General features: G+C 72.3%; 11 protein-coding genes (1 of these 11 running past the window's edge). 4 read left to right on the forward strand and 7 right to left on the reverse strand.

What is annotated here, in order from left to right; genetic code table 11:
* The 7 genes from ACIRPT_RS27630 to ACIRPT_RS27660 all read right to left on the reverse strand — a co-directional run.
* Window positions 1–4,302, reverse strand: the 5' portion of a protein-coding gene (locus ACIRPT_RS27630; RefSeq protein ID WP_403831773.1) for a type I polyketide synthase. The gene continues 24,168 nt to the left of window position 1, outside the view; the window shows 4,302 of its 28,470 coding nt (coding positions 1–4,302); it begins with the start codon at window positions 4,300–4,302; the stop codon falls past the left edge of the window.
* Between the two features lie 407 nt (window positions 4,303–4,709).
* Complete coding sequence (locus ACIRPT_RS27635) at window positions 4,710–5,336, reverse strand: LuxR C-terminal-related transcriptional regulator (RefSeq protein ID WP_403832016.1); 627 nt, start codon at window positions 5,334–5,336, stop codon at window positions 4,710–4,712.
* Window positions 5,337–5,883: 547 nt separating this feature from the next.
* Window positions 5,884–8,652 (reverse strand): ATP-binding protein, encoded by a 2,769-nt coding sequence (locus ACIRPT_RS27640; RefSeq protein WP_403831775.1) that lies wholly within the window; start codon window positions 8,650–8,652, stop codon window positions 5,884–5,886.
* Window positions 8,642–11,458: a LuxR C-terminal-related transcriptional regulator gene (locus tag ACIRPT_RS27645; RefSeq protein ID WP_403831777.1), complete on the reverse strand. Its 2,817-nt coding sequence runs from the start codon at window positions 11,456–11,458 to the stop codon at window positions 8,642–8,644. The genes ACIRPT_RS27640 and ACIRPT_RS27645 overlap by 11 nt, the downstream gene beginning before the upstream one ends.
* Before the next feature lie 19 nt (window positions 11,459–11,477).
* Window positions 11,478–14,369: an AAA family ATPase gene (locus ACIRPT_RS27650; protein WP_403831780.1), complete on the reverse strand. Its 2,892-nt coding sequence runs from the start codon at window positions 14,367–14,369 to the stop codon at window positions 11,478–11,480.
* Window positions 14,370–14,508: 139 nt separating this feature from the next.
* On the reverse strand, window positions 14,509–15,276 hold the full coding sequence (locus ACIRPT_RS27655) for a thioesterase II family protein (protein ID WP_403509851.1): 768 nt from the start codon (window positions 15,274–15,276) through the stop codon (window positions 14,509–14,511).
* 213 nt (window positions 15,277–15,489) lie between these two features.
* Window positions 15,490–16,521, reverse strand: a complete 1,032-nt coding sequence (locus ACIRPT_RS27660; protein ID WP_403509848.1) for a GDP-mannose 4,6-dehydratase — start codon at window positions 16,519–16,521, stop codon at window positions 15,490–15,492.
* A 389-nt stretch (window positions 16,522–16,910) separates the two neighbouring features.
* Here ACIRPT_RS27660 and ACIRPT_RS27665 point away from each other — a divergent pair, with 389 nt between their 5' ends.
* The 4 genes from ACIRPT_RS27665 to ACIRPT_RS27680 all read left to right on the forward strand — a co-directional run bounded on the left by ACIRPT_RS27665 (window position 16,911) and on the right by ACIRPT_RS27680 (window position 22,560).
* Window positions 16,911–18,719: an ABC transporter ATP-binding protein gene (locus ACIRPT_RS27665; RefSeq protein ID WP_403831783.1), complete on the forward strand. Its 1,809-nt coding sequence runs from the start codon at window positions 16,911–16,913 to the stop codon at window positions 18,717–18,719.
* Complete coding sequence (locus ACIRPT_RS27670) at window positions 18,697–20,547, forward strand: ABC transporter ATP-binding protein (protein ID WP_403831785.1); 1,851 nt, start codon at window positions 18,697–18,699, stop codon at window positions 20,545–20,547. Before ACIRPT_RS27665 ends, ACIRPT_RS27670 begins: the two co-directional genes overlap by 23 nt.
* A gap of 195 nt (window positions 20,548–20,742) precedes the next feature.
* Entirely contained in the window at window positions 20,743–21,447 is a 705-nt protein-coding gene (locus ACIRPT_RS27675) for a GNAT family N-acetyltransferase (protein ID WP_403831787.1), read from the forward strand.
* A gap of 219 nt (window positions 21,448–21,666) precedes the next feature.
* Window positions 21,667–22,560 carry a methyltransferase domain-containing protein gene (locus ACIRPT_RS27680; RefSeq protein ID WP_403831790.1) on the forward strand — a complete coding sequence of 298 codons (894 nt, stop codon included), beginning with the start codon at window positions 21,667–21,669 and terminating at the stop codon, window positions 22,558–22,560.
* Window positions 22,561–22,652 lie beyond the last annotated feature (92 nt).

The following is a 22,652-nucleotide window of genomic DNA, read 5'->3' on the forward strand; positions in this document are numbered from 1 at the left end:
GCCCAGGCCGCCGGTGGCGCCCGTGAGGACCACGGTCCCCTCGGGGTCCCACTCCGTTTCGGTCCCCGACGCCTGGGCGCGGGCGAGCCGCGCGGTGCGCACGGCGGTGCCGCGGACGGCGGTCCCCGGCTCGTCCAGGGCCAGGGCCCGTGTCAGCGGCTCCGCGGCGGGCTCGGCGGTGTCGGGGTCAAGGTCCAGCAGCCCGAAACGGCCGGGGTGTTCGCTCTGCGCGGCCCGCACCAGGCCCCAGACGGCGGCGGCCACCGGGTCGGGTGCCTGCCGGGCGTCGGTGGCGATGGCGCCACGCGTGACGAAGACCAGCCGGGAGTCGGCGCAGCGCTCGTCCGCCAGCCAGGTCCGCAGGCGCTCCAGTACGTGGGCGGTGCGGGCGTGCACGGAGGCCACGACGTCGTCATCGGCGGCATCGGCGGCACCGGCGACGGGGGCGAGAACCACCTCAGGGAGGTGGGCGGCGGTGTCCGCGCCGGACAGCGCGGTGACCGTGAGAGCCGGCGTCGAGAGGGCCCGCTCCAGGCCGAAGAGGTCCGGGCCGAGGACGGCGACCGAGGCGGGCGCCTTCCGGGCGGCCTGGCGCGGTTCGGTCCAGCGCAGCTCGAACAGGGCGTCGCGGACGAAGGAGTCGGCGGCGTTCAGCCGCTCGTCGGGCATGGTGCGCAGGACCAGCGAGCCGATGGAGGCGACAGGGGCGCCGGTGGTGTCGGCGACGGCGATCGCCACCGCGTCGCCGTCGGCCGGGGTCAGCTTCACGCGGACCGTGCTCGCCCCGCTCGCGTGCAGGGTCACGTCCTGCCAGGCGAAGGGCAGGCCGCCACGGGCGTGCTCGCCCAGGTCGAGGAAGGCCGCGGCGTGCAATGCGGCGTCCAGGAGGGCCGGGTGGATCCCGAACGCCGCAGCAGACGCAGCCGACGCGGCGTCGGCGCCGTCCGTCTCGGGCAGCGTCACCTCGGCGTAGACGTCGTCGCCGCTGCGCCAGGCGGCGCGCAGGCCCTGGAACAGGGGGCCGTATCCGAAGCCGGTGTCGGCCATGCGGTCGTAGAAGCCGTCGAGGTCCAGCGGTCGCGCGTCGGCGGGCGGCCAGACGGTGGCGTCGAACCCGACGCCGTGCTCGTCGGCCACGAGGGTGCCGACGGCGTGCTGGGTCCAGGGGAGCTCCTCCGGCCCGTCGGGACGGGAGTGGACGCTCACGGCGCGACGGCCCGACTCGTCCGGGCTGCCCACCCACACCTGCACCTGGACGCCGCCCTCCTCGGGCAGCACCAGCGGGGCGGCCAGGGTGAGTTCCTCCACGCGGCCGCAGCCGGCCTCGTCCCCGGCGCGCACGGCCAGCTCCAGGAAGGCGGTGCCCGGCAGCAGCACGGTGCCGCGCACGGCGTGGTCGGCGAGCCAGGGGTGGGTGCGCCGCGACAGCCGGCCGGTGAGCAGCAGGCCGTCGGAGTTGGCGACCGACACGGCAGCCGTCAGCAGCGGGTGGTGTGCCGCGCCCAGACCGGCGGCGCGCACGTCACCGCCGGTCGCGGGCAGGCTCTTGGGCCAGTAGCGGCGGCGCTGGAAGGCGTAGGTGGGCAGGTCGGTGCGCCGGGCACCGGTGCCCTGGAAGTAGGGCTCCCACTGGACGGCCACACCGCGGGTGTGCAGGCCCGCCAGCGCTGCGGTGAGGGTCTCGGCCTCGGGGCGGCCGGGGCGCAGTACGGCGAGCGTGGCGGAGACGCCGTCAACGGGGCCGGTGGCGTCGGCGGTGCCGGCCGCGGCCAGGCAGGTCTGGGCCATGGCGGACAGGACGCCGTCGGGGCCGAGCTCCAGGAAGGTGGCGGCGCCGTGGCCGTCGAGCCAGGCGAGGGCGTCGGCGAACCGTACGGCGTGACGGGCGTGGTCCACCCAGTAGTCGGGGGAGGTCAGCTGCTCCACCGTGGCGAGGGTTCCGGTCAGACCGGAGACCACCGGGAGCACCGGCGCCTGCGGTGTGAGCCGGGAGACGACCGTACGGAACTCCTCCAGCATGGGCTCCATGAGCGGGGAGTGGAACGCGTGCGAGACGCGCAGCCCCTTGGTCTTGCGTCCCAGCGCGGCGAAGTGCTCGGCGACGGCGGTGACTTCGTCGGCCTGTCCGGCGACGACGACGGCGGCGGGACCGTTGACCGCGGCGATCGAGACGCGGTCCGGCCGGTCCTCCAGCAGGGGCCGGACCTCCTCCTCGGTCGCTTCGAGGGAGACCATGGCGCCGCCTTCGGGCAGCGCCTGCATGAGGCGGCCGCGGGCGCGTACCAGGGCCGCGGCGTCGGCCACGGAGAAGACACCGGCCACGTGCGCCGCGGCGATCTCGCCGATGGAGTGCCCGGCGAGGAAGTCCGGCTTGATGCCGAAGGACTCGGCGAGCCGGTACAGCGCGACCTCGAGCGCGAACAGTGCGGGCTGGGCGTAGCCGGTCTCGTTGAGCAGGGCGGCCTCGGGCGTGCCCTCGGCGGCGAACAGCACGTCCTTCAGGGGTCGTTCGAGACCCTGGTCGAGGTGGCTGAGGACCTCGTCGAGGGCGGTGGCGAAGACGGGGAAGCGGGCGGCCAGTTCACGCCCCATGCCCGGCCGCTGGGAGCCCTGTCCGGCGAAGAGGAAGGCGAGCTTGGACCGTGTCCTGGCGGTGTCCTGCACCAGGCCAGGGGTCGGCGCGCCCTCGGCGAGCGCGGTGAGGGCGGCGCAGGCCCGGTCCAGATCGGCCGCGGTGAACGCGGCGCGGTGCTCCAGGCCGGAGCGTGCCGTGGCCAGGGAGTGGGCCACGTCCACGGGCGCGAGACCGGGGTGGGACGCGAGGTGTTCGAGCAGCCTCGCCGCCTGGGCGCGCAGCGCCTCGCGGGTGCGCCCCGAGAGGAGCCACGGGACGGCGCCCGCCGCCACGGGTTCGGCGGCCGGACCTGCCGTGTCCTCCTGGCCGGCCTCGGGGGCCGGGGCCTCCTCCAGGATCGTGTGCGCGTTGGTGCCGCTGAGCCCGAACGAGGAGACGCCGGCCCGGCGCGGCCGTTCGCCCTGGGGCCAGGGGACCTGCTCGGTGAGCAGGCGTACGGCCCCCTGCGTCCAGTCGACGTGCGAGGACGGCGCGTCCACATGGAGGGTGCGCGGGAGCAGGCCGTGCCGCATGGCCAGCACCATCTTGATGACGCCGGCCATGCCGGCCGCCGCCTGGGTGTGGCCGAGGTTGGATTTGACGGATCCCAGCAGCAGGGGGCGATCGGCGTCGCGGCCCTGCCCGTAGGTCGCCAGCAGTGCCTGGGCCTCGACCGGGTCGCCCAGGGTGGTGCCGGTGCCGTGCGCCTCGACGGCGTCGATCTCGTCGGCCGAGAGCCGCGCGCTGACCAGCGCCTGCTCGATGACCCGTTGCTGCGAGGGGCCGTTGGGCGCGGTCAGCCCGTTGGAGGCGCCGTCCTGGTTGACGGCGGAGCCCCGGATGACGGCGAGGACCTCGTGCCCGTTGCGGCGGGCCTCCGAGAGGCGTTCCAGGACCACGACGCCCGCGCCCTCGGCCCAGCCGGTGCCGTTGGCGGAGTCGGCGAACGAGCGGCAGCGCCCGTCGGCGGCGAGCCCGCCCTGGCGGGCGAACTCCACGAAGGTGGTGGGGCTGGACATCACGGTGACGCCGGCGGCCAGCGCCAGGGAGCACTCGCCCTGGCGCAGGGAGTGGGCGGCCAGGTGCAGGGCCACGAGGGAGGACGAGCAGGCGGTGTCGACGGTGACCGCCGGCCCTACGGCCCCGAAGAAGTACGCGAGCCGGCCCGAGAGGACGCTGGTGGCGGTGCCGGTCAGGGCGAAGCCCTGGACGTCGTCGTCCGGGCCCACCCGGTATTCCTGGGGCATCGCCCCGACGAACATGCCCGTCCTGGAGCCCCGGACCGCCGCCGGGTCGATGCCGGCCCGCTCGAAGGCTTCCCAGGAGGACTCCAGCAGCAGCCGCTGCTGCGGGTCCATGGCGAGCGCCTCACGGGGGGAGATCCCGAAGAAGGAGGCGTCGAACTCGGCCGCGTCGTGCAGGAATCCGCCGGAGAACTCCCCCGCGTCCTCGGCCGACAGCTCCCAGCCACGGTCGGCGGGGGATGCCGTGATGCCGTCCCCGCCGGCGGCGAGCAGGGACCAGAGCTCCTCGGGGCTGCTCACGCCTCCCGGGAAGCGACAGCTCATGCCCACGATCGCGATCGGCTCGCGGGCAGCCGCCTCCAGCTCGCCCACCCGCGTCCGCGAGCGCCGCAGATCGGCGCTGGCCCGCTTCAGGTAATCGCGGAGCTTCTGTTCCTGGTCCATGTTCGCCACGTTCGACCCAACCCATCTCAAGAACGGCGGTCAGCAGAGGATTTCGATGTGGGCATCCGGCACTGGGGCCGGCTGTTCCACAGCAACTGAGTTATCTGCGTGCCCTGCACGAGGCAGTTCGACTTCCCGCACGCCACGCGCCCAGTCTTGACGCGCGCGGCCATGGAATTCCCTAGTGTCCGCCGGACCTCGGGGCCGGCCGCACGCCAAGGCGCCGGGGGGGGGGGGGGGGGGGCGCGGGCCCCCCCCCCCCCCCCCCGGGGGGGGGGGGGCCGGGGGGGCCCCCCCCCCCCCCCCGGCGCCTTGTGTCTGCTTGGCTCTCTTTCGGATCGGTCCAGGTCCTCAGGCCTGGATCCGGGACGCGAGTCCGTGCGGCGAACCGCCACAGGAATGCTGTGTTACTTGATGAAGTCCTCGACGACACGGGGCGGCCAGTTCCCCACCGTCAGCACGCCCATCGCATACGCGCGGGAGACCAGGGCGGCGCGGTTGGGGACCTTCAGTTTCCGCAGCAGTCCGGTGACGTGGTACTCCACGCCCTGCCGGCTGAGGTAGAGCCGGGACGCCAGCGGAATCGTGGACAGACCCGCCGCGATCCCCTCCAGAATGCGCGCGTCGATCTCGCTGAGTAATTTCTTGCGCGGCGCCACCACCGCCTCGTCCTCCTCGCTCTGACCCGACCGCATCACGACGAGAACCGAGGCCGGATCGGGGGCATAGCCGCTCACGGCGGTGGCCGCGAGGCTGCCGGTGAACGCGTCACCTGTCGGCCGCAGCGCCACCACGTGCGCGGCGAACCGGTCGCGGTGGCCCTTCAGCAGCCGTTCGAACTGCCCCATGAGCGGCTGCCGCACACTGGGGTGCACCAGATCGCGGAACTTGCGTCCGCAGACGTCGGGTGCCGTGGTCGCGGATTCGGAGGGAGGAGCGGCGAGTACGTCGACGGAGGCGGTCGGGGTCGCAAAGTGACGGAAGAAATCCTGGTTTGCCTGACGAATCGTCAATTCCGAGTCCAGTACGGCCATGCACACGCCCGGCTGGTCGGACAGCGGCCGCTCTTCGCGCCGTCCCGCCGCGGCGGCCGCACTCCGGCCTGTCGATAAATGCGGAGCATCCACCAGAGCAGAAAACATCAAGGGACCGACATCCTTTCCAACCCCCGTCTGCAAAGCGGAAATAGAGAGATCGAGCGAGAGAAGTCCAGAAAATGAAGCGGGCCGGGCCGACCGTGGGTCCCGGCGGCTGTCGGGAAGGAATTCCGTGCTCCCGACACAATCGACACTAAGGAGCGATCCGGACGAGCGTCAACGCTCACCCGGCCCCCATCGCTAAACCTGTGGTCGAACCCCCGCTTGGTACGGTCCCGCACCGCCCTTTCGGTCCCCCCGAACCCTTGCCCTTTCGGTCCCCCCAGCCATTGCCCTTTCGGTCATCTCGGCCCCGCCCAAACACTCCGCACCGTTTACCGCCGGTAAGCCGCACAGAAACAGGCATTCCCCAGCGCGAAGCGGGCACTCCGTCCGAACACTCCGCGCTGCATACCGCCGGTAAGCCGCACAGAAACGGGCGTCCTCAGCGTGAAACGGGCACCTCGCCCGCACGCCGGCCCGCCAGCAACTCGCGTCGCCCCGAAACGCCTAACTTCCGGTAACACGACGTCAGATGCTTCTCCACCGCACGGGTGCTCACGCCGAGTTCGCCGGCGATTTTCTGATTCGTGAGGCCCCGGCCCACCAGCGAGACGACGTTGCGCTCGCTTTGGGTGAGCGATACCTCCGCGTTCGGGGCGGCGGTTCCCAGGGCCGCGTAGGCACGTTCGGCCAGCCAGGGGGCGCCGCAGGCGGTGGCGAGATCGGCGGCCTCACGCAGCACCGCGTTCCGTTCCTTGCCGCCCTGCAGCGTTCGGCCCAACTGAAGCAACGTCCGGGCCAGTTCGAGCGCGCCGGCGGACGTGCGGAGGATCTCGGCGGACTCGCGCAGGGCGGGGACGCCCCCTGCGCCGGACAGGAGCGCCTTCAGGCGCAGCGCGCGGCCGAGGGCGGCGGGGGAAGCCCACTGCCGCGCCCAGGCCAGTTCTTCGTCCGCGAGGGCCAGGGCCGGGCCGGGCTCGCCCAGCCGGTGGTGGAGGACGATGGCGCGGGGCCGCCAGGGGAAGAGGGCGGAGTTGCGCCAGCCGACCGCTTCCAGTCGGCGGCCGCAGGCCAGGGCCGATTCCAGGGCGTGGACGCCGCGGCCGCGGCGGGCGTCGAGCGAGGCTTTGAGGAGTTGCAGCGTGGCCGTCAGGGCGAGACTGTCCGGCCAGCGCTGCCCGGCGTCCTCGACGAGGCGTTCCATCAGCTGGATGTCGCCGGTCTCCATGGCCACCGCGGCCCGGACGGCGGCGGTGGGCTCGCGCCAGTCCGCGTCGGCCAGTTCCGCGGCCCGGTCGGCCTGTTCACGGGCCTGGGTCAGGCGGCCGCGGGCGAGCTGGATCAGGGCATTCTCGGCGTGCACCACCGCGTGCGGGCCGTCGAAGTGCTGCTCGCAGGACAGGCGGGCGGTGATGCCTTGCACGCTGTCGGCGGCGTACAGGGCCACCGCGACCAGCGGGAGTGCGGTGCAGGCGCGTGCGGCGTTCACCGGTTCGCGGTCCAGGATCTGTCCGGCCAGGGTCGCCACGTCCGCTGCCGACAAGGCACTCGAGAGAACCGCCGCGTGGGTCAGAACGGCCGCCAGTTCGCGGGCGCCGCCGGTGTCCATGGGGGGCGGGGTGCCCAGTGCGCGCAGGCGTTCCACCGCACCGGTCAGCTCCGCCGGGTTCTCGTGCCCGGCGTGCCACAGCCGCGCTTCCAGGCGCAGCGCGATGTCGTGGGCACGTCCTTGGTGCGGCGCCGTGGGGTCGAGGTCTTGGGAGGCGCGGCGCAGCAGGTCCACCGCCGAGGGGCGGGCCTGGCCCAGGAAGTTGGGTGGCATGCGCAAGGTGGCGGCGGCCCGGTCGGTGGCCGACGGCAGGAGGCGGACGGCCTGGCTGATGTGGCGTTCGCAGGCGGCGGGGTCGATGCCGCGTTCGGCGCCGGCCAGCTCGATCAGCAGGCGGGCGCGCTCGTCGTCGCCCGCGGTGCTCTCCAGCAGGGCGCGCTGCAGGTAGCGGGCGGCGGTTCCCGGCATGACGCGGCGCAGCGCGGCTTCCGCGGCCGTCCGCAGTATCCGTACGGCCCACGGGCGGTGGGTGGCGGTGACGGTCATCAGCAGGTCCGCGACCTGTTCGGCGGGGCGGCCGGTCTCGTGGAGGAGTGTGGCCGCGGCGTACCGGGAGCGTTCGCGTTCGGCGACGGTGAGGGCGGATTCGACGGCGTCACGGACGACGCGGTGGATGAAGCGCGGGGTGTCGTGGGGGGCGAGCAGGCCGAGGTGGTGCAGGGTCCGCAGGGCCTGCTGGTAGCCGATGACGTCCAGGCGCGCATGGCGCTGGATGAGCTCGGGATCGCCGTGGTCGCCGAAGGCGGCGATGGCCGCGGCCAGGTCGCGTACGGGGCCGGGCTGGGCGTACAGAGAGCCGGCCAGGCGGTCGCGGAGCTGGGCAGGGCGCTGCGCGCGGGCCTGCTGGGCGTGTTCGGCAATGGGCCGGTTGCCGCTCTGGCCCAGGTCGCGCAGGACGGACTGGAGGAAGAGGGGATTGCCTGCGCAGCTGTCGTGGCAGGCGTGGGCGTAGCTGTCGTCGGCGGGTTCGCCCAGGTGGTGGTGGATCAGGGCCCGGGTGCTGTCGAGCGAGAGCGGGGCGGGGCGCAGGATGTCGGCGGCGTCCGCGATCTCGCGGACGAGCGGGTGCGGGGCGCGGGGCTCGCCGTCGCGCAGGGTGCACACGAGGGCGGCGCGCAGCCCGTGCGGGCGCCGGGCCAGGTAGGCGAGCCAGCGCAGGGAGGGGAGGTCGGCCCATTGCAGGTCGTCCACGAGGAGGAGTACGGGGGCGGTGGCACAGGCTTCGGCCAGCAGGGACCGCAGGCCGTGCAGGACGGCTTCGGAGGCAGGGGCGTCCTGGTCGCCGGGGGCGGGGAGGCTGGAGGTGGGGAGGGGTCTGGCGGCGCCTCCCACCTCCTGGCCGCCGGGGGCGGCGGGGCCACCGGCCAGGAGGGGGCCGAGGAGCTGGTGGACGATGCCGAAGGCGAAGTCCTGCTCCATGGCTGCGGCGTTGGCCCGTAAGACCCGTAAGCCATCGGGTGGATGGGCTCCGGCCTCCTGGAGGAGCGTGGACCGGCCGATGCCCAGGGGGCCGGTGAACAGCAGTGCGGAGGAACGACCCGCCTGTGCCTGACGTACTGCGGTGTCGATGCGTGCCAGTTCGGGTTCCCGCTCATACAACATCGGTGAGATTCCTTTCCGTCGGCCCCCTCCGCGCGAGGAGTTCCTTGCGTGAGGTGATGCCCAGCTTCTTGTACGTACTGCTCAGCCGGAGCTCGACGGTGCGCCGGCTCACCCCGAGCTGTTCGGCGATCTCTCGGTTGCTCAGGCCGCGGCGGGCCAGTTCGGCGGTCTGCCGCTCGGCGGGCGACAGGGTGGCCCACTCCTCCTCGGGGACGGTGGTGCCGTCGGGGGTGGCGGGCTGTGCCAGCCGGGCGGTCAGCCGCCGTACGCGTTCGGCCAGGCGGCTGTCGGCCGGGGTGACGGTGAGGCGGGACAGTTCGGTCAGCAGGCGGGCCGCGGTGACGTGGTCGCCCTTGGTGACTTCCTCGGTGGCGAGTTCGGCCAGGATGTCGGCGTAGGCGAGCCGGGTGGGCAGCTCGCGCGGCGGGTGGGGGGATGCGCCGGAGCGGCCGGACGACCCCCGGTGGTCGAGGGATCCGGCGGCCAGGTGGGCCAGGTCCATTGCGCTGGGGGCGCCCCAGTGGCGGGCGAGGGTGAGTTCCTCGCGGATCAGGCGCTGGGCCTGTTCCGGGTCGCCGAGTGTGAGACAGGCTCGGGCCGCCATGGAACGCCACGGCAGCACGATGGGGTTGGCCCATTGTTGGCGCAGCAGCCAGCGTCCACTCTCCTTGAACAGTTCGAAGGCCTCGGCCCAGCGTCCTTCGTCGGCGGCCACTCGGGCGCGGGCGTACAGGAGGTAGGACCAGCGGACGCCGTATACGGTGCCCGGCGGCATGGGCGTGTCGAGCAGGGCACGGGCCTCGTCGCTGCGGCGGGTCTCCAGGGCGATGAAGGCGCGGATGACCATGAGGTGCGGGACGGCCAAGGGGTGCCAGGCAGCGGCGGGCTGTGCCCGTTCGGCGTCGTTCACGGCGCGTTCGGCGGCGTCCAGGCGGCCGCCGCGCACATGCAGTTCGGCGGTCAGGACCAGGGCGCGGGCGAGGGTGGGAGCGCTGTGGCGGCGACGCAGTTCGGCGACGAGCGCGGCGAGGTGGTCCTCGGCTTCGGTGGCGGCGTCGGTGAGCCACAGTGCCTTGGCGGCGACCAGGCGGGGCATTACGGGTGCGGCGTCGCCTGCTTCCAGGGCTCGGCGGGCCAGTTCCGCGGCCCTTGCGCGGTCCCGGCCGCGCGCGGCGAGCTGCCAGGCGCGGATGCCGGCCTGGGCGGGGGCGAGGGGGTGTTCGGACAGGGCGGGGACGCCGGGGAGGGGGACGTCGGTGGCCTCGGGCCCGGTATCCGCGGCGCACCAGTACAGCGCGATCAGGTCGTCGCGCTCGCTGCCGTGGGCGGTGGCGAGGGCGTGAGTGGCGGCGTGGCGGCCCCTGGAGTCGTCGCCGCGGGCCAGGACCATGTCCAGGGCGCGTACGCGCAGTTGGGACCACCCTTCACCCTTGCCCGGAGTGTGGATGAGGTTGGTGAGCCTGCGGTCGCCGGCTTCGGGGGCGGCCACGGCCTCGGCGCCGGCCAGGTCGAGGCTGAGGTGTGCGCGTTGCAGGGGGTCCTGGGGCTCGTCGAGGGCGCGGTTGAGGTAGGTGGTGGCGCGGACGAAGTCGCCGCGGCGCAGGGCGGCGCCGAAGCTGCCGGACAGGGCGTGGACCGCCCAGGGCTCGCCGATGGGGGGTGCCTGGAGGAGGAGGCGGGCGATGTCCTCGTCGTCGGCCACGGCCCGGTAGGCGAGGTGGGCGGCGCGGGCGTGCAGGGCGGCGCGTTCGGCGGCGGGCGTCTCCTCCAGGATGCGCTGCCGGGCGACGGCCAGGCGAATGCGTTCGTAGGCGCCGTCGGGGGTGGTGAAGCCGGCCGCTTGCAGCGCCGCGCGCAGCCGGGATTCGCGTACGGTGCGCAGCCCGGCCAGGGAGCAGTTCAAGGGGAAGTCCAGCAGGTCGCCGCTGACGGCCAGTGCGCGGAGCACGGCGGTGGCCTCGTCGGACAGTCCCCGCAGGGCGCGCCCCACGCGGTCGCCGATGATGCCGGTGACCAGGGCGCGCAGCTGCGGGACGCGGTCGGCGGTCGGTGGGTGGCCGGCTTCGGCGAAGTAGTGCAGGGCCGCGTGCAGTATGGCGGGGCTGCCGTGGGACGCCTCGGTGGCCGTGGTGGCGAACTCCTCGTCGCAGGGCGTGCCGCAGATCTGCTCGGTGAGGTCGGCGACCGCGCGAGGGCTCAGTGGCCGGACGGTGAGATGGCGGGTCAGCCGCGCGCAGGGGGCGGCGTCGGCCAGCCATTCGGGGCCGTGCGGGTCCAGGCCGGTGCGGCCGATGAGCAGAGCGAGGGGGATGCCCGTGGACAGGCGGCGTACCAGGGCCTGCAGCCAGGGCAGGGAGGCCGCGTCCAGCCACTGCGCGTCCTCCACCGTCACGAGCGTGGGGGTGCGGCGGGTGGTGTGCAGGAGTTCGGGCAGGCCCGGCAGCCCGTCCGGCTCGCGCTGCCCGCGCAGGACCCGCATTGAGCGTTCGGCCACCTCGCCGAGCGGGGTGAGGAGTTGGACCACGGCTCCGTGGCGCAGGTCGCGTTCGGCCAGGGAGCCGCTGACGCGCAGTACGCGTACCGAGCGCTTCTCTGCAAGGCGGGCCGTCCAACGCAGCAGGGCGTTGTGTCCGAAGCCGGGGCGGCCGGTCACGGAGACGACGGCGGGGCGGCCTTCGCCGAGCGCGGCCACCACCTGCCTCAACTGCGTTTTCTCCTGCTCGCGTTCGAGCAGGGACGGGTCGGTGCGCCGACGCCCCGCCCGTATGAGTCCAGCGTATGGCTGTTCGTCCGTCGGCCCTGTCACAGAGATCTCCCGGCTGCCTTCAGCGCTGTTCGCGACGCGGCGACGCCTCCCGTGGCACCCGTTCTGCGCGGACGCCCGGGGAGCGGAGTACCACGGCGAGTTGGGCGCGATCGGAAATGTCCAACTTGCGGTACACGCTTGTCAGATGCGTCTCGACCGTGCGTACGGTGATGTACAGCGACTGTGCGATCGAGCGGTTCTTGGCGCCGCCTGCGGCGAGGGCGGCGACCTTGCGTTCCATGCCGGTGAGCAGGCCCAGGGGCGAGGCGGTCATCTTCCGCATGCGGCCGCCCGCCGCCAGCAGGGCGCCGCGGGCGTTCTGGTTCAGCGCGAGGGCACCGCAGCGCTGGGCGAGGTCGGCCGCTGCGCGCAGGTGCTCGCGCGCTGCGCGCAGGTCGCCGGCCGCCAGCAGGGCCTGTCCCAGGACGAGCTCTGCGCGGGCGTGTGCGATGCGGGCCGGTGAGGCGGACAGTTCCCGTACCGCCTCGCCCAGCAGTTCCACGCCCTTCTCGCCGGGGGTTGCCACGCCGCGGGCCAGGGCGGCCAGGCCCAGGACACGTGGGGTGCCCCAGCGCCGCGCGAGCCGCGTGCCGTGCGCCGCGGGCTCCTGGGCCTCCTCGGCGCGGCCCAGTTCCGCGAGCACGCAGGCCGCCTCCGCCCACCAGGGCAGGTATGCCGCATGGCGCACTCCGGCCTCCTCCAGTGACCTGCCGCACTCGCGGAACAGCGCCAGTGCGCCCTCCGCGTCTCCCAAGGCGTGGCGGGTACGGCCGTGGACAAGGAGGTAACGGTGGTAGGTCCACACGAAATGATCGCGCCAGACGGGTGCGGTGCCGGTCAGCAGCTCCTCGGCATGCGCGGCCTCACCCCGGTCCACCAGTACGCCCGCCAGGGCCAGGCGCGGCAGGACCACCATCTCGCCCCATCGTTCCGCGCCGCAGATCTGCACCGCCGTCCTGGCGTCCGCGAGCGCATCCGGGAGTGCGCCCCGGCCGTGCAGGTGCAGGGCGCGGATGGACAGGGCCAGGGCGTAGGTGGATACGGCGGAGTTCTCCCGGCCGTGGCGCAGGAGACGGTCCAGCACGGCCCCCGCGTCCTCGGTGCGGTCGGCCAGGTCCAGGACGAAGGCGGAGTTGATCAGGGACCAGCTCTTCAGGGGAAGTTGGGGGGAGCGGGCCGCGCGCAGGGCGTACTTCACCGCCGGTTTGGGGGCCTGACCGTCGAGTGCCGTCAGTACGGCCATCGCCGCCAGTTTCTGGCACTGGGCGGGGGTGTCGCCCTCGGGCACGGTCATCGCCGCGGCCCGCTTGCTCATCGCGGCGATCGTGTTGCGGCCGTGTGAGCCGACGATCATCAGCACCGACTCGACGAGCGTGCGCAGTTCCCGGTCGGCGGGCAGGGGGTCGGAGCCGAGTTCGGCGTCGAGGGTGTCCAGGACGCCTTCGAGGATGCCCAGGGCGGCGGAGCCTTCGCGCGCGGCCAGGCAGGTCATGCCGAACTGCGCGGCGATCCTCGCCCGGGTGCGGATGTCGACGCCGGGCGTCAGCGCTCCGCGGAGCAGGCCGACGGCCTCGGACGGGTCGGTCTCGACCAGCGCTCCGGCCAGCCGGACGCGGACCTCCACGCTGTCGGGGTCCACTTCCAGTAACCGGTACAGGTAGCGGGCCGCGGTCTCCGGGGCGCCGCGCGCCTCGGCCCGGACGGCGGCCTCCAGCAGGACGCCGGGCATCCATGGTTCGGATATGGAGGGCAGCGGCAGGAGGTGGTCGGCGACCTCTTCGGCGGGCCGGCCCGCGTCGCTCAGGAGCAGGGCCGCCCGCGTGCGCAGGCCGGACAGCGCCTGGCCGTCCAGTTGTGCCAGTACCGCGGCGCGCACCGCGCCGTCCGCCAGGTGCCTGCCGCCGGACGTCAGCAGTCCGGCCTCGCGCAGCACCGTCAGTGCGTCCTCGACGACATCGGCGGGGACGGCGGCCAGGGGGCCGAGGTGGTCGGTGTCCCGCTCGCCGAGGACCGCCACCGCACGCGCGACCTCGCCGACCCAGGGCGGCCGGCGGTCCAGGAGTTCGCGCGCCCAGCCGGCCAGGACGTGACCGCCGGCCTCGGCGATCCGGTCGGCGCCGCCCACGCCCGAACCGGTGCCCTCGGCCCGCAGCGCGCGCAGCAGGCGGCCCAGGAGGCGGGGGTTGCCGCCGGTCACGGCCCAGGCGCGGGTGACGAAGGCGGGGGCGGCGGGCGCCGGGAAGTACTGCCGTACGACCTCGGCGACATCCGTCTCGGCCAACGGCCGCAGGCGAAGCATCGTGGTGCGGCGGCCGGCGGTGAGGTCCGCCAGGGCCCGGTGGGCCGGGGCACCGCGGGCGAGGGCGGTGGCCTCGGCCTGCTGGGTGAGGACGATGAGCAGGGGGAGGCCGTCGGACCGGCGCAGCAGGAAGTCCAGCCAGCGCAGGGAGAGTTCGTCGCAGTGGTGGACGTCGTCCAGGGCCAGGACGAGCGGGCGGCGGTTCAGCTCGTTCGCCACGAGGCGGTACAGGCCGTGGAACGCGCGCTGGACGGCGAGGGCGTGCGGCGGCTCGCCGGCCAGCGCACCGGGGGTGAGGGCGAGGAGGGCGCCGCCTTCAGGGGGAACGTCCTGCACGATGGGGCCCAGCAGGCCGCGCACACCGCTCAAGGGGTCGCCCGAGGCGTCCTCCTCGCAGAGGCCGTGCAGAACCGTCGCGTGCCGGCAGGCGCCGCCGCCGAGGAAGGCACTCAGGAGGGCGGACTTGCCGATTCCGGTCGGACCGGTCACCACCGCCGAGCCCGAATGGCCCCAACGCGCCGCGCGCGCGAGGCGGTTGAGCGTCTCCACGTCGTCGGCTCGGCCGGCCAAGGTGCTGTTCGAGAAGGAAGTGACGCTCCGATCTCGCACCATCGAGCTCCTCGCACCTCGGACACACACAACAGAGGTGACGGGGCGTCACCGTATCGTGTTCATATATCACCCTAAAGGGTGATGACCGACGTGCCTTACAGTACACGATCGAACAAGCTACGTGATCGAAAGCTGCACCTCAGCGCGTCAACTCCTGGCCGGAGGTGAGGTGTCCGCGCAACAGCGCAAGGACGGCGGGGGCCTGGGAGCTGACGAAGAAATGACCGCCAGGGTAGACCCGGAGATCGAACGCTCCCGTGGTGTGCGCCCGCCAGTCTCCGGCCTCCTCCAGCGTGGTTTTGGGGTCGCTGTCACCGGTCAACGCGGTGATCGGCGCTTTGATCGCCGCCCCGGGGTCGCAACGGTAGGTCTCCACCGCGGTGTAGTCGCTGCGGAGCGCCGGGAGGATCATGCGCAGCAGCTCCTCGTCGCCCAGCAGTGAGGCGTCCGTACCGGAGAGCAGCTGCAGCTCGGCGACGATCCCGTCGTCGTCGCGCCGGTGCACGCTCTCCGTGCGGTAACGCGAGGGCGCGCGCCGCGCCGAGGCGAAGAGGTGCGTCAGCTCGCCGCCATCGGCCTCCAGCCGACGGGCCACCTCGAACGCGACCATCGCGCCCATGCTGTGCCCGAAGAACGCCGTCGGTCGCGACCTGAGCCGGCCCCTCAGCGCCGCGTACACCTGATCGGCCATGGTCCCGATGTCGCCGGGACTGGTCTCGGTGCGCCGGTCCTGGCGGCCGGGGTACTGCACCGACAGCACCTCCGCCACGGGCGACAGCTGCGCCGACACGGGATGGAAGAAGGAGGCGGAACCGCCCGCGTGCGGAAAGCAGACGAGCTGGCGCGGGCCGTCCGGCGCCGGGTGGTAGCACCGGGCCCAGAGCCCTTCCACCGTGTTCGTCGTCATGGTGCCCGTTCCTCCTCCTCGCGATGGCACCGGACCGGTCCGCCGGAATGCGGCGGCCGATCACCGGGCCCCTGTTGGTCCACCCACCCATTCCACAAGGTGGAATGCGGGAAATCACTTAGTGTTCGTGCTCCGTGTGACAGCGCACCCGCCGTGCCGGAGCCGTACGGGATACGCCCGGATCCGCGCGCCGGGGTATCCCGTGTTGCCCGGCTACCAGCTGGCGTCCAGCAGCAGGTCCCCGTACTCCCGCTCGCGGGACACCTGACGCAGGTCGGAGTCGACCATCATGCGCATCAGCTCGGGGAAGCCGACGCTGGGTTTCCAGCCCAGCTGGGCGCGGGCGCGCTCGGCGTCCGCGCACAGGATCTCCACCTCGGCCGGGCGTACCAGCGAGGGATCGATGCTGACGTAGTCCTCCCAGTTCAGGCCCACGTGCTCGAAGGCGATGCGGACGGCGTCGCGGACCGAGTGCATTTGGCCGGTTCCGATCACATAGTCGCCCGGTTCCTCCTGCTGGAGCATCAGGTTCATGGCACGGACGTAGTCGCCGGCAAAGCCCCAGTCACGTACCGCGTCGAGGTTGCCCAGGGACAGCTTGTCCTGGTGGCCGAGCTTGATGCGGGCCACCGCGAGGGAGATCTTCCGGGTCACGAACTCCACGCCACGCCGCGGTGATTCATGGTTGAACAGCATGCCGGAGACCGCGTACATGCCGAAGGACTCGCGGTAGTTGCGGGTGATGAAGTGCCCGTAGGTCTTCGCCACGCCGTAGGGGCTGCGCGGCCGGAAGATGGTGGTCTCGCACTGCGGCGTCTCGGCGACCTTGCCGAACATCTCCGACGAGGACGCCTGGTAGAAGCGCATCTGGCCGCTGCCACCGCTGCGCGAGCCGTTCAGGCCGCTGACCATGCGGATCGCCTCCAGCATCCGCAGGACGCCCATGCCGTTGATCTCGGTGACGAGCTCGGCCTGCTGCCAGGACATCGGCACGAAGGAGATCGCACCGAGGTTGTAGATCTCATCGGGCTGCACCTTGTCGACCGCGGAGACCAAGCTGGCCTGGTCCATCAAGTCGCCGTCGACGAAAGACAGTTCGGATACGAGTCGGCTGACCCGCGACTTGCGGGGGTTCGCCTGACCCCGCATCAGGCCCCATACCTGGTACCCCTGCGAGAGCAGGTGCTCGGCCAGATAGGAGCCGTCCTGCCCGGTAATTCCGGTGATCAGCGCACGCTTGGACATCTCAGTCCTCTCCTTCGCATAGAACAGACCGCCCAAACGCACAGCCGTATTGGCTACTTGACCTCTTGGCTATTTGGCCGCTCGGCATCGAGGGGCATCGAAAACGCCGCGGACCGGACGCTGGGTGATCGCACGCTCCCAAGCGGCCGGTCGCGGCGTCAAGGAATTCCGGGCACACTAGGGAATTCCCGAGTCCCCGCCAACTCACCTTTCCTGTTTTGTTGAAGAACAATCCACCGGGGGATCCGATACGGCGCCACAGCCGGCGGGACTCTAGGGATTTTCCGGTGTGCGGTGCGCTGCACTGTCCGGGTGAGCCCCTCCAGGCCCGCCGGCGTTCCCTTCCCCCGCTGCCGACCGGGCCTGCCGATCTCCTGGAGCGTCGTCCGGTGCTGCTCAGACTTCTGCAAGTCCACCTGCGGCCCCGCCGGCGCTCCGTCGCGCTGCTGGGACTGCTGCAACTGGTGCAAATCCTGGCCACGTTGGCATTGCCCACCCTGGGCGCCGCGATCATCGACAACGGCGTGGTCAAGGCCGACAGCGGCTACATTACCCGGACCGGTCTGGCCATGCTGGCCCTCGCGCTTGTCCAGGTCGCGGCGTCCGTGGGCGCGGTGTCACTGGGCGCCCGCACGGCCATGGCGATGGGCCGCGACATGCGCTCGGCCGTCTTCCGCCGGGTGCTGGACTTCTCGGCCCGCGAGGTAGGGCAGTTCGGCACTCCGTCGCTGATGACGCGGACCGTCAACGATGTGCAGCAGGTACAGATGCTGGCGCTCTCCGCGTTCGGCGTCGTCGTATCCGCGCCCCTGATGTGCGTGGGCAGCGTCGCGCTCGCACTCCAGCAGGACATTGAGCTCTCCCTGCTCCTGGTGGCACTGGTGGTGGTCCTCGGAATGTCCTTCGGACTCATTCTGAGCCGCACCGATCCGTTCTATGCCCGTATGCAGAAATACCTGGACCGAATCAACGGGCTGCTGCGCGAACGCATTACCGGGGTCCGCGTCGTACGGGCTTTTGTGCGCGATACCCATGAAGGCACGAGATTCGGCCGCATCAATTCTGAATTGCGCGACATCTCGCTGCGTGTCGGCCGGCTGTTGGCCACCGTCGTTCCCGTCGTGCTCTTCGCCCTCAATGCCTTCATGGTGGCCGTGCTGTGGCTCGGAGCCCACCGTATCGAGGCCGGGTCGATGCCGTTCGGCGCGCTCAGCGCGTTTCTGAGCTACCTGTCATTGGTCCTGATGTCGGTGGTGATGGTCACCCTCGTGTGTCTGGCGATGCCGCGGGCGAGGGTCTCCGCCGAGCGCATCCAGCAGGTGCTGGCGACCGAGCCGAGCGTGACGGCGCCGCCCGATCCCGTACGCGCCGTGCCCGCGGCCGGTGAGCTGACCTTGTGCGGCGCCGGGTTCCGCTATCCGGGAGCGAAGGAGCCGGTGCTGAGCGGGATCGATCTGCGCGTCGGCCCCGGCGAGACGGTGGCGATCCTCGGCAGCACCGGCAGCGGCAAGACCACCCTGCTCAATCTCGTGCTGCGGCACTTCGACGCCACCGGCGGCTCCGTCCACGTGGGCGGCGTCGACGTGCGCACCCTGGACCCGGCGGTGCTGCGCCGCACCGTCGGCTTCGTACCGCAGCGGCCGTACCTCTTCTCCGGCACCGTCGCCGACAATCTGCGCTTCGGCGACCCGGACGCCGGTGACGACGAGCTCTGGCGCGTGCTGGACATCGCGCAGGCCAGGGATTTCGTCCAGCGCATGCCCGAGGGGCTGAACTCGCCGATCGCCCAGGGCGGCACCAATGTGTCCGGCGGACAGCGGCAGCGCCTGGCGATCGCCCGCACCCTGCTGCGCAGACCGGACATCTATCTCTTCGACGACTGCTTCTCCGCGCTGGACTACGCCACGGACGCCGCGCTGCGGGCCGCCCTGGAGCCGCAGCTCTCCCGGGCGACGGTGCTCACCGTCGCCCAACGCGTCAGCACCGTCCAACACGCACGGCGCATCGTCGTCCTGGACGCGGGTCGGGTGGTCGCCACCGGAACGCATGCGGAGCTGCTCGATACCAGTACCACGTATCGGGAAATCGCCCATTCCCAACTCACCGTGACCACCGGCCACTACGGCGGCTCCGGCCCGGACGCCGCAGCCGCACCGACTCGTCAGGAGGCCGTCCATGGTCGCGGCGCACAGCGCTAGCCGCGTACGGCGCGCAACCGTCCGCCGTACGCTGGGACTGCTGCGCCCGCACCGTGCCCAGGTGACCGTGGCGGTCGTCCTCGGCATCGGCGGCGTCGCGCTCAACGCGGCGGGCCCGATGCTCCTGGGCAGGGCCACGGACCTCGTCTTCGACGGCGTCCGGCACTCGCCCGGATCCGCGGGAGTCGACTTCAACGGGATCGCCCGGATACTGCTGGTCGCGCTGGCGCTCTTCGGTGCCGCCTCCCTCCTCACCCTCCTCCAGGGGTGGCTGGTCGCGTCCGTCGTCCAGCGTGTGGTCTTCAACCTGCGCCGGTCCGTGGAGGCCAAGCTCGCCCGCCTGCCGATGCGGTACTTCGACCGCCATCCGGCGGGCGACGTGCTCAGCCGGGTGACCAATGACGTCGACAATCTCCAGCAGACCCTCCAGCAGACCCTCAGCCAGCTGATCACGGCGGTGTTCTCCGTGCTGACCATGCTGGTGTCGATGTTCGTCATCTCGCCGCTGCTGGCGCTGATCATGCTGACCTGCGTTCCGGTGTCGGCCGTGCTCGCCGCCCGGATCAGCAGGCGCGCGCAGCCGCGGTTCACCCAGCAGTGGTCCGCCACCGGAGCGCTCAGCGCCCATGTCGAGGAGGTCTACACCGGGCACGCGCTGGTCAAGGGCTTCGGGCGGCGCGAACAGGCCGAGCGGGCCTTCGACGAGCACAACGAAGCCCTGTACCGCGCCGGAGCGCGGGCCCAGTTCGTCTCCGGCGCCATCGAGCCGTCGATGATGTTCGTCTCCCACCTCGGCTACATCGCCGTGGCCGTCGCCGGCGCGCTGCGCGTGGTCGGCGGAGCCCTGTCCATCGGCGACGTCCAGGCGTTCATCCTCTACTCCCGACAGTTCAGTCAGCCGATCGTCGAGGTCGCCGGCATCGCCGGCCGCCTGCTGTCCGCCCTCGCCTCGGCGACGCGGATCCACGAACTCCTGGACGCCGACGAACAGTCCCCCGACCCCGGCCGCCCCGTGCGGCTCCGAACGGGCCGCGGGCACGTCCAGTTCGAGAGAGTCTGCTTCCGCTACTCCCCCGGCACACCCCTCATCGAGGACCTCTCCCTCACCGTCGAACCCGGCCAGACCGTGGCCGTCGTCGGTCCGACCGGCGCGGGAAAGACCACTCTGGGCAACCTCCTCATGCGGTTCTACGAAACCGACGAGGGCCGCATCCTCCTGGACGGCACCGATATCACCCACCTGACCCGCGAAGAGCTGCGCTCCCACATCGGCCTGGTGCTCCAGGACGCCTGGCTCTTCTCCGGCACCATCGCCGAGAACATCGCCTACGGACGCCCCGACGCCACCCGAGAGGACATCGTTGCCGCCGCGCGCGCCACCTGTGCCGACCACTTCATCCGCACCCTGCCCGACGGCTACGACACGGTCCTGGACGAGGAGTCGGCCAACGTCAGCGCGGGCGAGAAGCAACTCCTCACCATTGCCCGCGCCTTCCTGACCCGGCCCTCGATCCTGCTCCTCGACGAGGCGACCAGCTCCGTCGACACCCGCACGGAGGCCCTCATCCAGCGCGCGATGCATTCGCTGCGCGCGGGCCGCACCAGCTTCGTCATCGCCCACCGGCTTTCCACCATCCGCGACGCGGACCTCATCCTCGTCATGGAAGACGGCCGCATCGTCGAGCGCGGCACCCACGACCAGCTCCTCGCCGCCAAGGGGACCTACGCCCGGCTGCACTCAGCAGTGGGCGCCACCGGGCCGGAGGACCCCGAACGGGAGGATGCCGCGCCCCGCGCGCTCCTTGGAGAGATGGGATCCGCTACGTGAACTGAAGGTCACCCCGGCCTTCAGGTCGGACAGCACTCCGACTCTGACCCTGACCCTGCCCGCCCTTCCGCAACACGCTTTAGACTGCCGCTGCAAGTCGGCCGTGGCCAAGCCGCCGTGTCCCCCATGGGTCGTTGGTGTGGGACGTCATCGTCCCGGTCAACTGCCCGCGCATGGCATGAGAGGCACAGCAAGATGGTGGACCGCGACTTCGACGCACTCGACGACCCGGTGGGCGCCTCACTCCGCGGCCCCCATGCGCATCTCGCCCGCCGGCTCGGTCGGGCCGTCACCTACCTGCCGGGAGTCGCGACCTTCTCAGCGGTACCTGTCGACGCGGGTGCGGAGGACTGGGCCGACCTCGCCCGGCTGCTCGGCCGAGGCGAGTTCGCGGACATGTTCAGCTGTCCGGCAACACCGCCGTCGGACTGGGAGCCGGTCTTCGTCCTCGAAGGCCGGCAGATGATCTGGCCCGGCGGCAGCCGAGCCGATCAGCCTCATGCCGAGCCCGGTACCCGTGTGGTGGAACTGGACGCGGCTTGCGTGCCCGAGATGCTCGATCTCGTCGCGCGGGCTCAGCCGGGTCCGTTCTGGCCCCGCACCCACGAACTCGGCACCTATCTCGGCATTCGTGACAACGGGGCGCTGGTGGCAATGGTGGGCGAACGGCTTCGGCCTCCGGGCTGGACCGAGATCAGCGCTGTCTGCACCGCCCCTGAAGCCCGCGGGCGAGGCTACGCCGCTCGCCTCGTCAGCGCGCTCGTGGCACGCATCGTCTCTCGGGGCGAGCGTCCCTTCCTACACGTGGCCGGGGCGAACACCGTCGCGATCGCGCTCTACGAGCGACTCGGCTTCGTGACCCGTAAGCACGTCGTCTTCCGCGGATTCCGCACTCCGTGAGGGCGGCAGGTCAGGCCGTCTTTGACAGCGTCCCGGGGCCACTCGTCGTCGCGGCGGTGCCGGTGTGTGGGTTCAGCCCCGGATCCCGGACTGGAGCCCCCTTCCGGCGCGTCACGGTGCAGAACCGTGCTGTAGGACGTGCGGGGTTCACTGGCTGTGTGAGACATCCCTCTCGCGTCGTCGTGGCGCTGGTGGCCCGGGAAGGTTGACCATGTAGTCATGACCTCCTCGCCCCGCCCGCCGCACGCCGGTGGCCGACCGGATCCGATAGACGGGACTACCGCGCTCGGCGGAGAGTCCGCTCCCGCCCGCGGGTACCTGCTGGACAACGCGCGCGCCGAGGCGGGCGAGCGGTTCGTTTGGCTGGCCGAGCTGTTCGACGGTGTGACGCGCGGGCACTTCGATCGACTGGGGGTCAGGGCCGGCTCGCGCTGCTGGGAAGTGGGGGCCGGCGGCCCCAGTATCCCGGAGGCGCTCGCGGCGGCCGTCGGTCCGACCGGGCACGTGCTGACCACGGACATCGACCCGTCGTGGCTGAAGGCAGGCGACGGGTACGAGGTGCGCCGGCACGACGTCGCCGCTGATCCGCCCCCGGAGCCGGGGACGTTCGATCTGGTGCACGCCCGGCTCGTGCTGGTCCATGTACCCGAACGGGCTCGGGCGTTGGCCACGATGGCGGCAGCGCTACGGCCCGGCGGCTGGCTGCTGGTCGAGGACGCCGATACCGCTCTGCAGCCACTGGCATGCCTGGACGACAGCGGCCCTGCGCAGCGGCGGGCCAACCGGCTGCGCGACGCGGTCCGGGAGCTGCTGACGCGCCGCGGCGCGGACCTGCGCTACGGCCGGACACTGCCGCGGGCATTGCGTGAGGCCGGCTTGGTAGATGTCGCCGCGGGGGGCTCTTTCCCGGTCGGCGGGCTGGCCTGCGACCGGCTGGAGGCGGCGACCATCCGGCACGTGCGCGGCGAGCTGCTCGCGGCCGGCCTGGCCGACGACGCCGAGATCGACGCGCACCTGGCCGCCATCCACGCGGGCGAACTCGACCTGACGCTCGCGCCGCTGATCTCGGCCTGGGGACGCCGTCCAGCCGAGCACCCGCCGGCCCTCGGTTAGGTGCGGATCCAGGCGTTTAGGTGCGGATCCAGGCGTTGTTCGACCTGCCCACAGCGCTGCTCGTCGAGGGAGGCCAGGCAGCTGGCGCAGGT

Origin of the sequence: Streptomyces sp. NPDC101227, assembly GCF_044767545.1 — a bacterium.
Classification (GTDB): Bacteria; Actinomycetota; Actinomycetes; order Streptomycetales; family Streptomycetaceae; genus Streptomyces.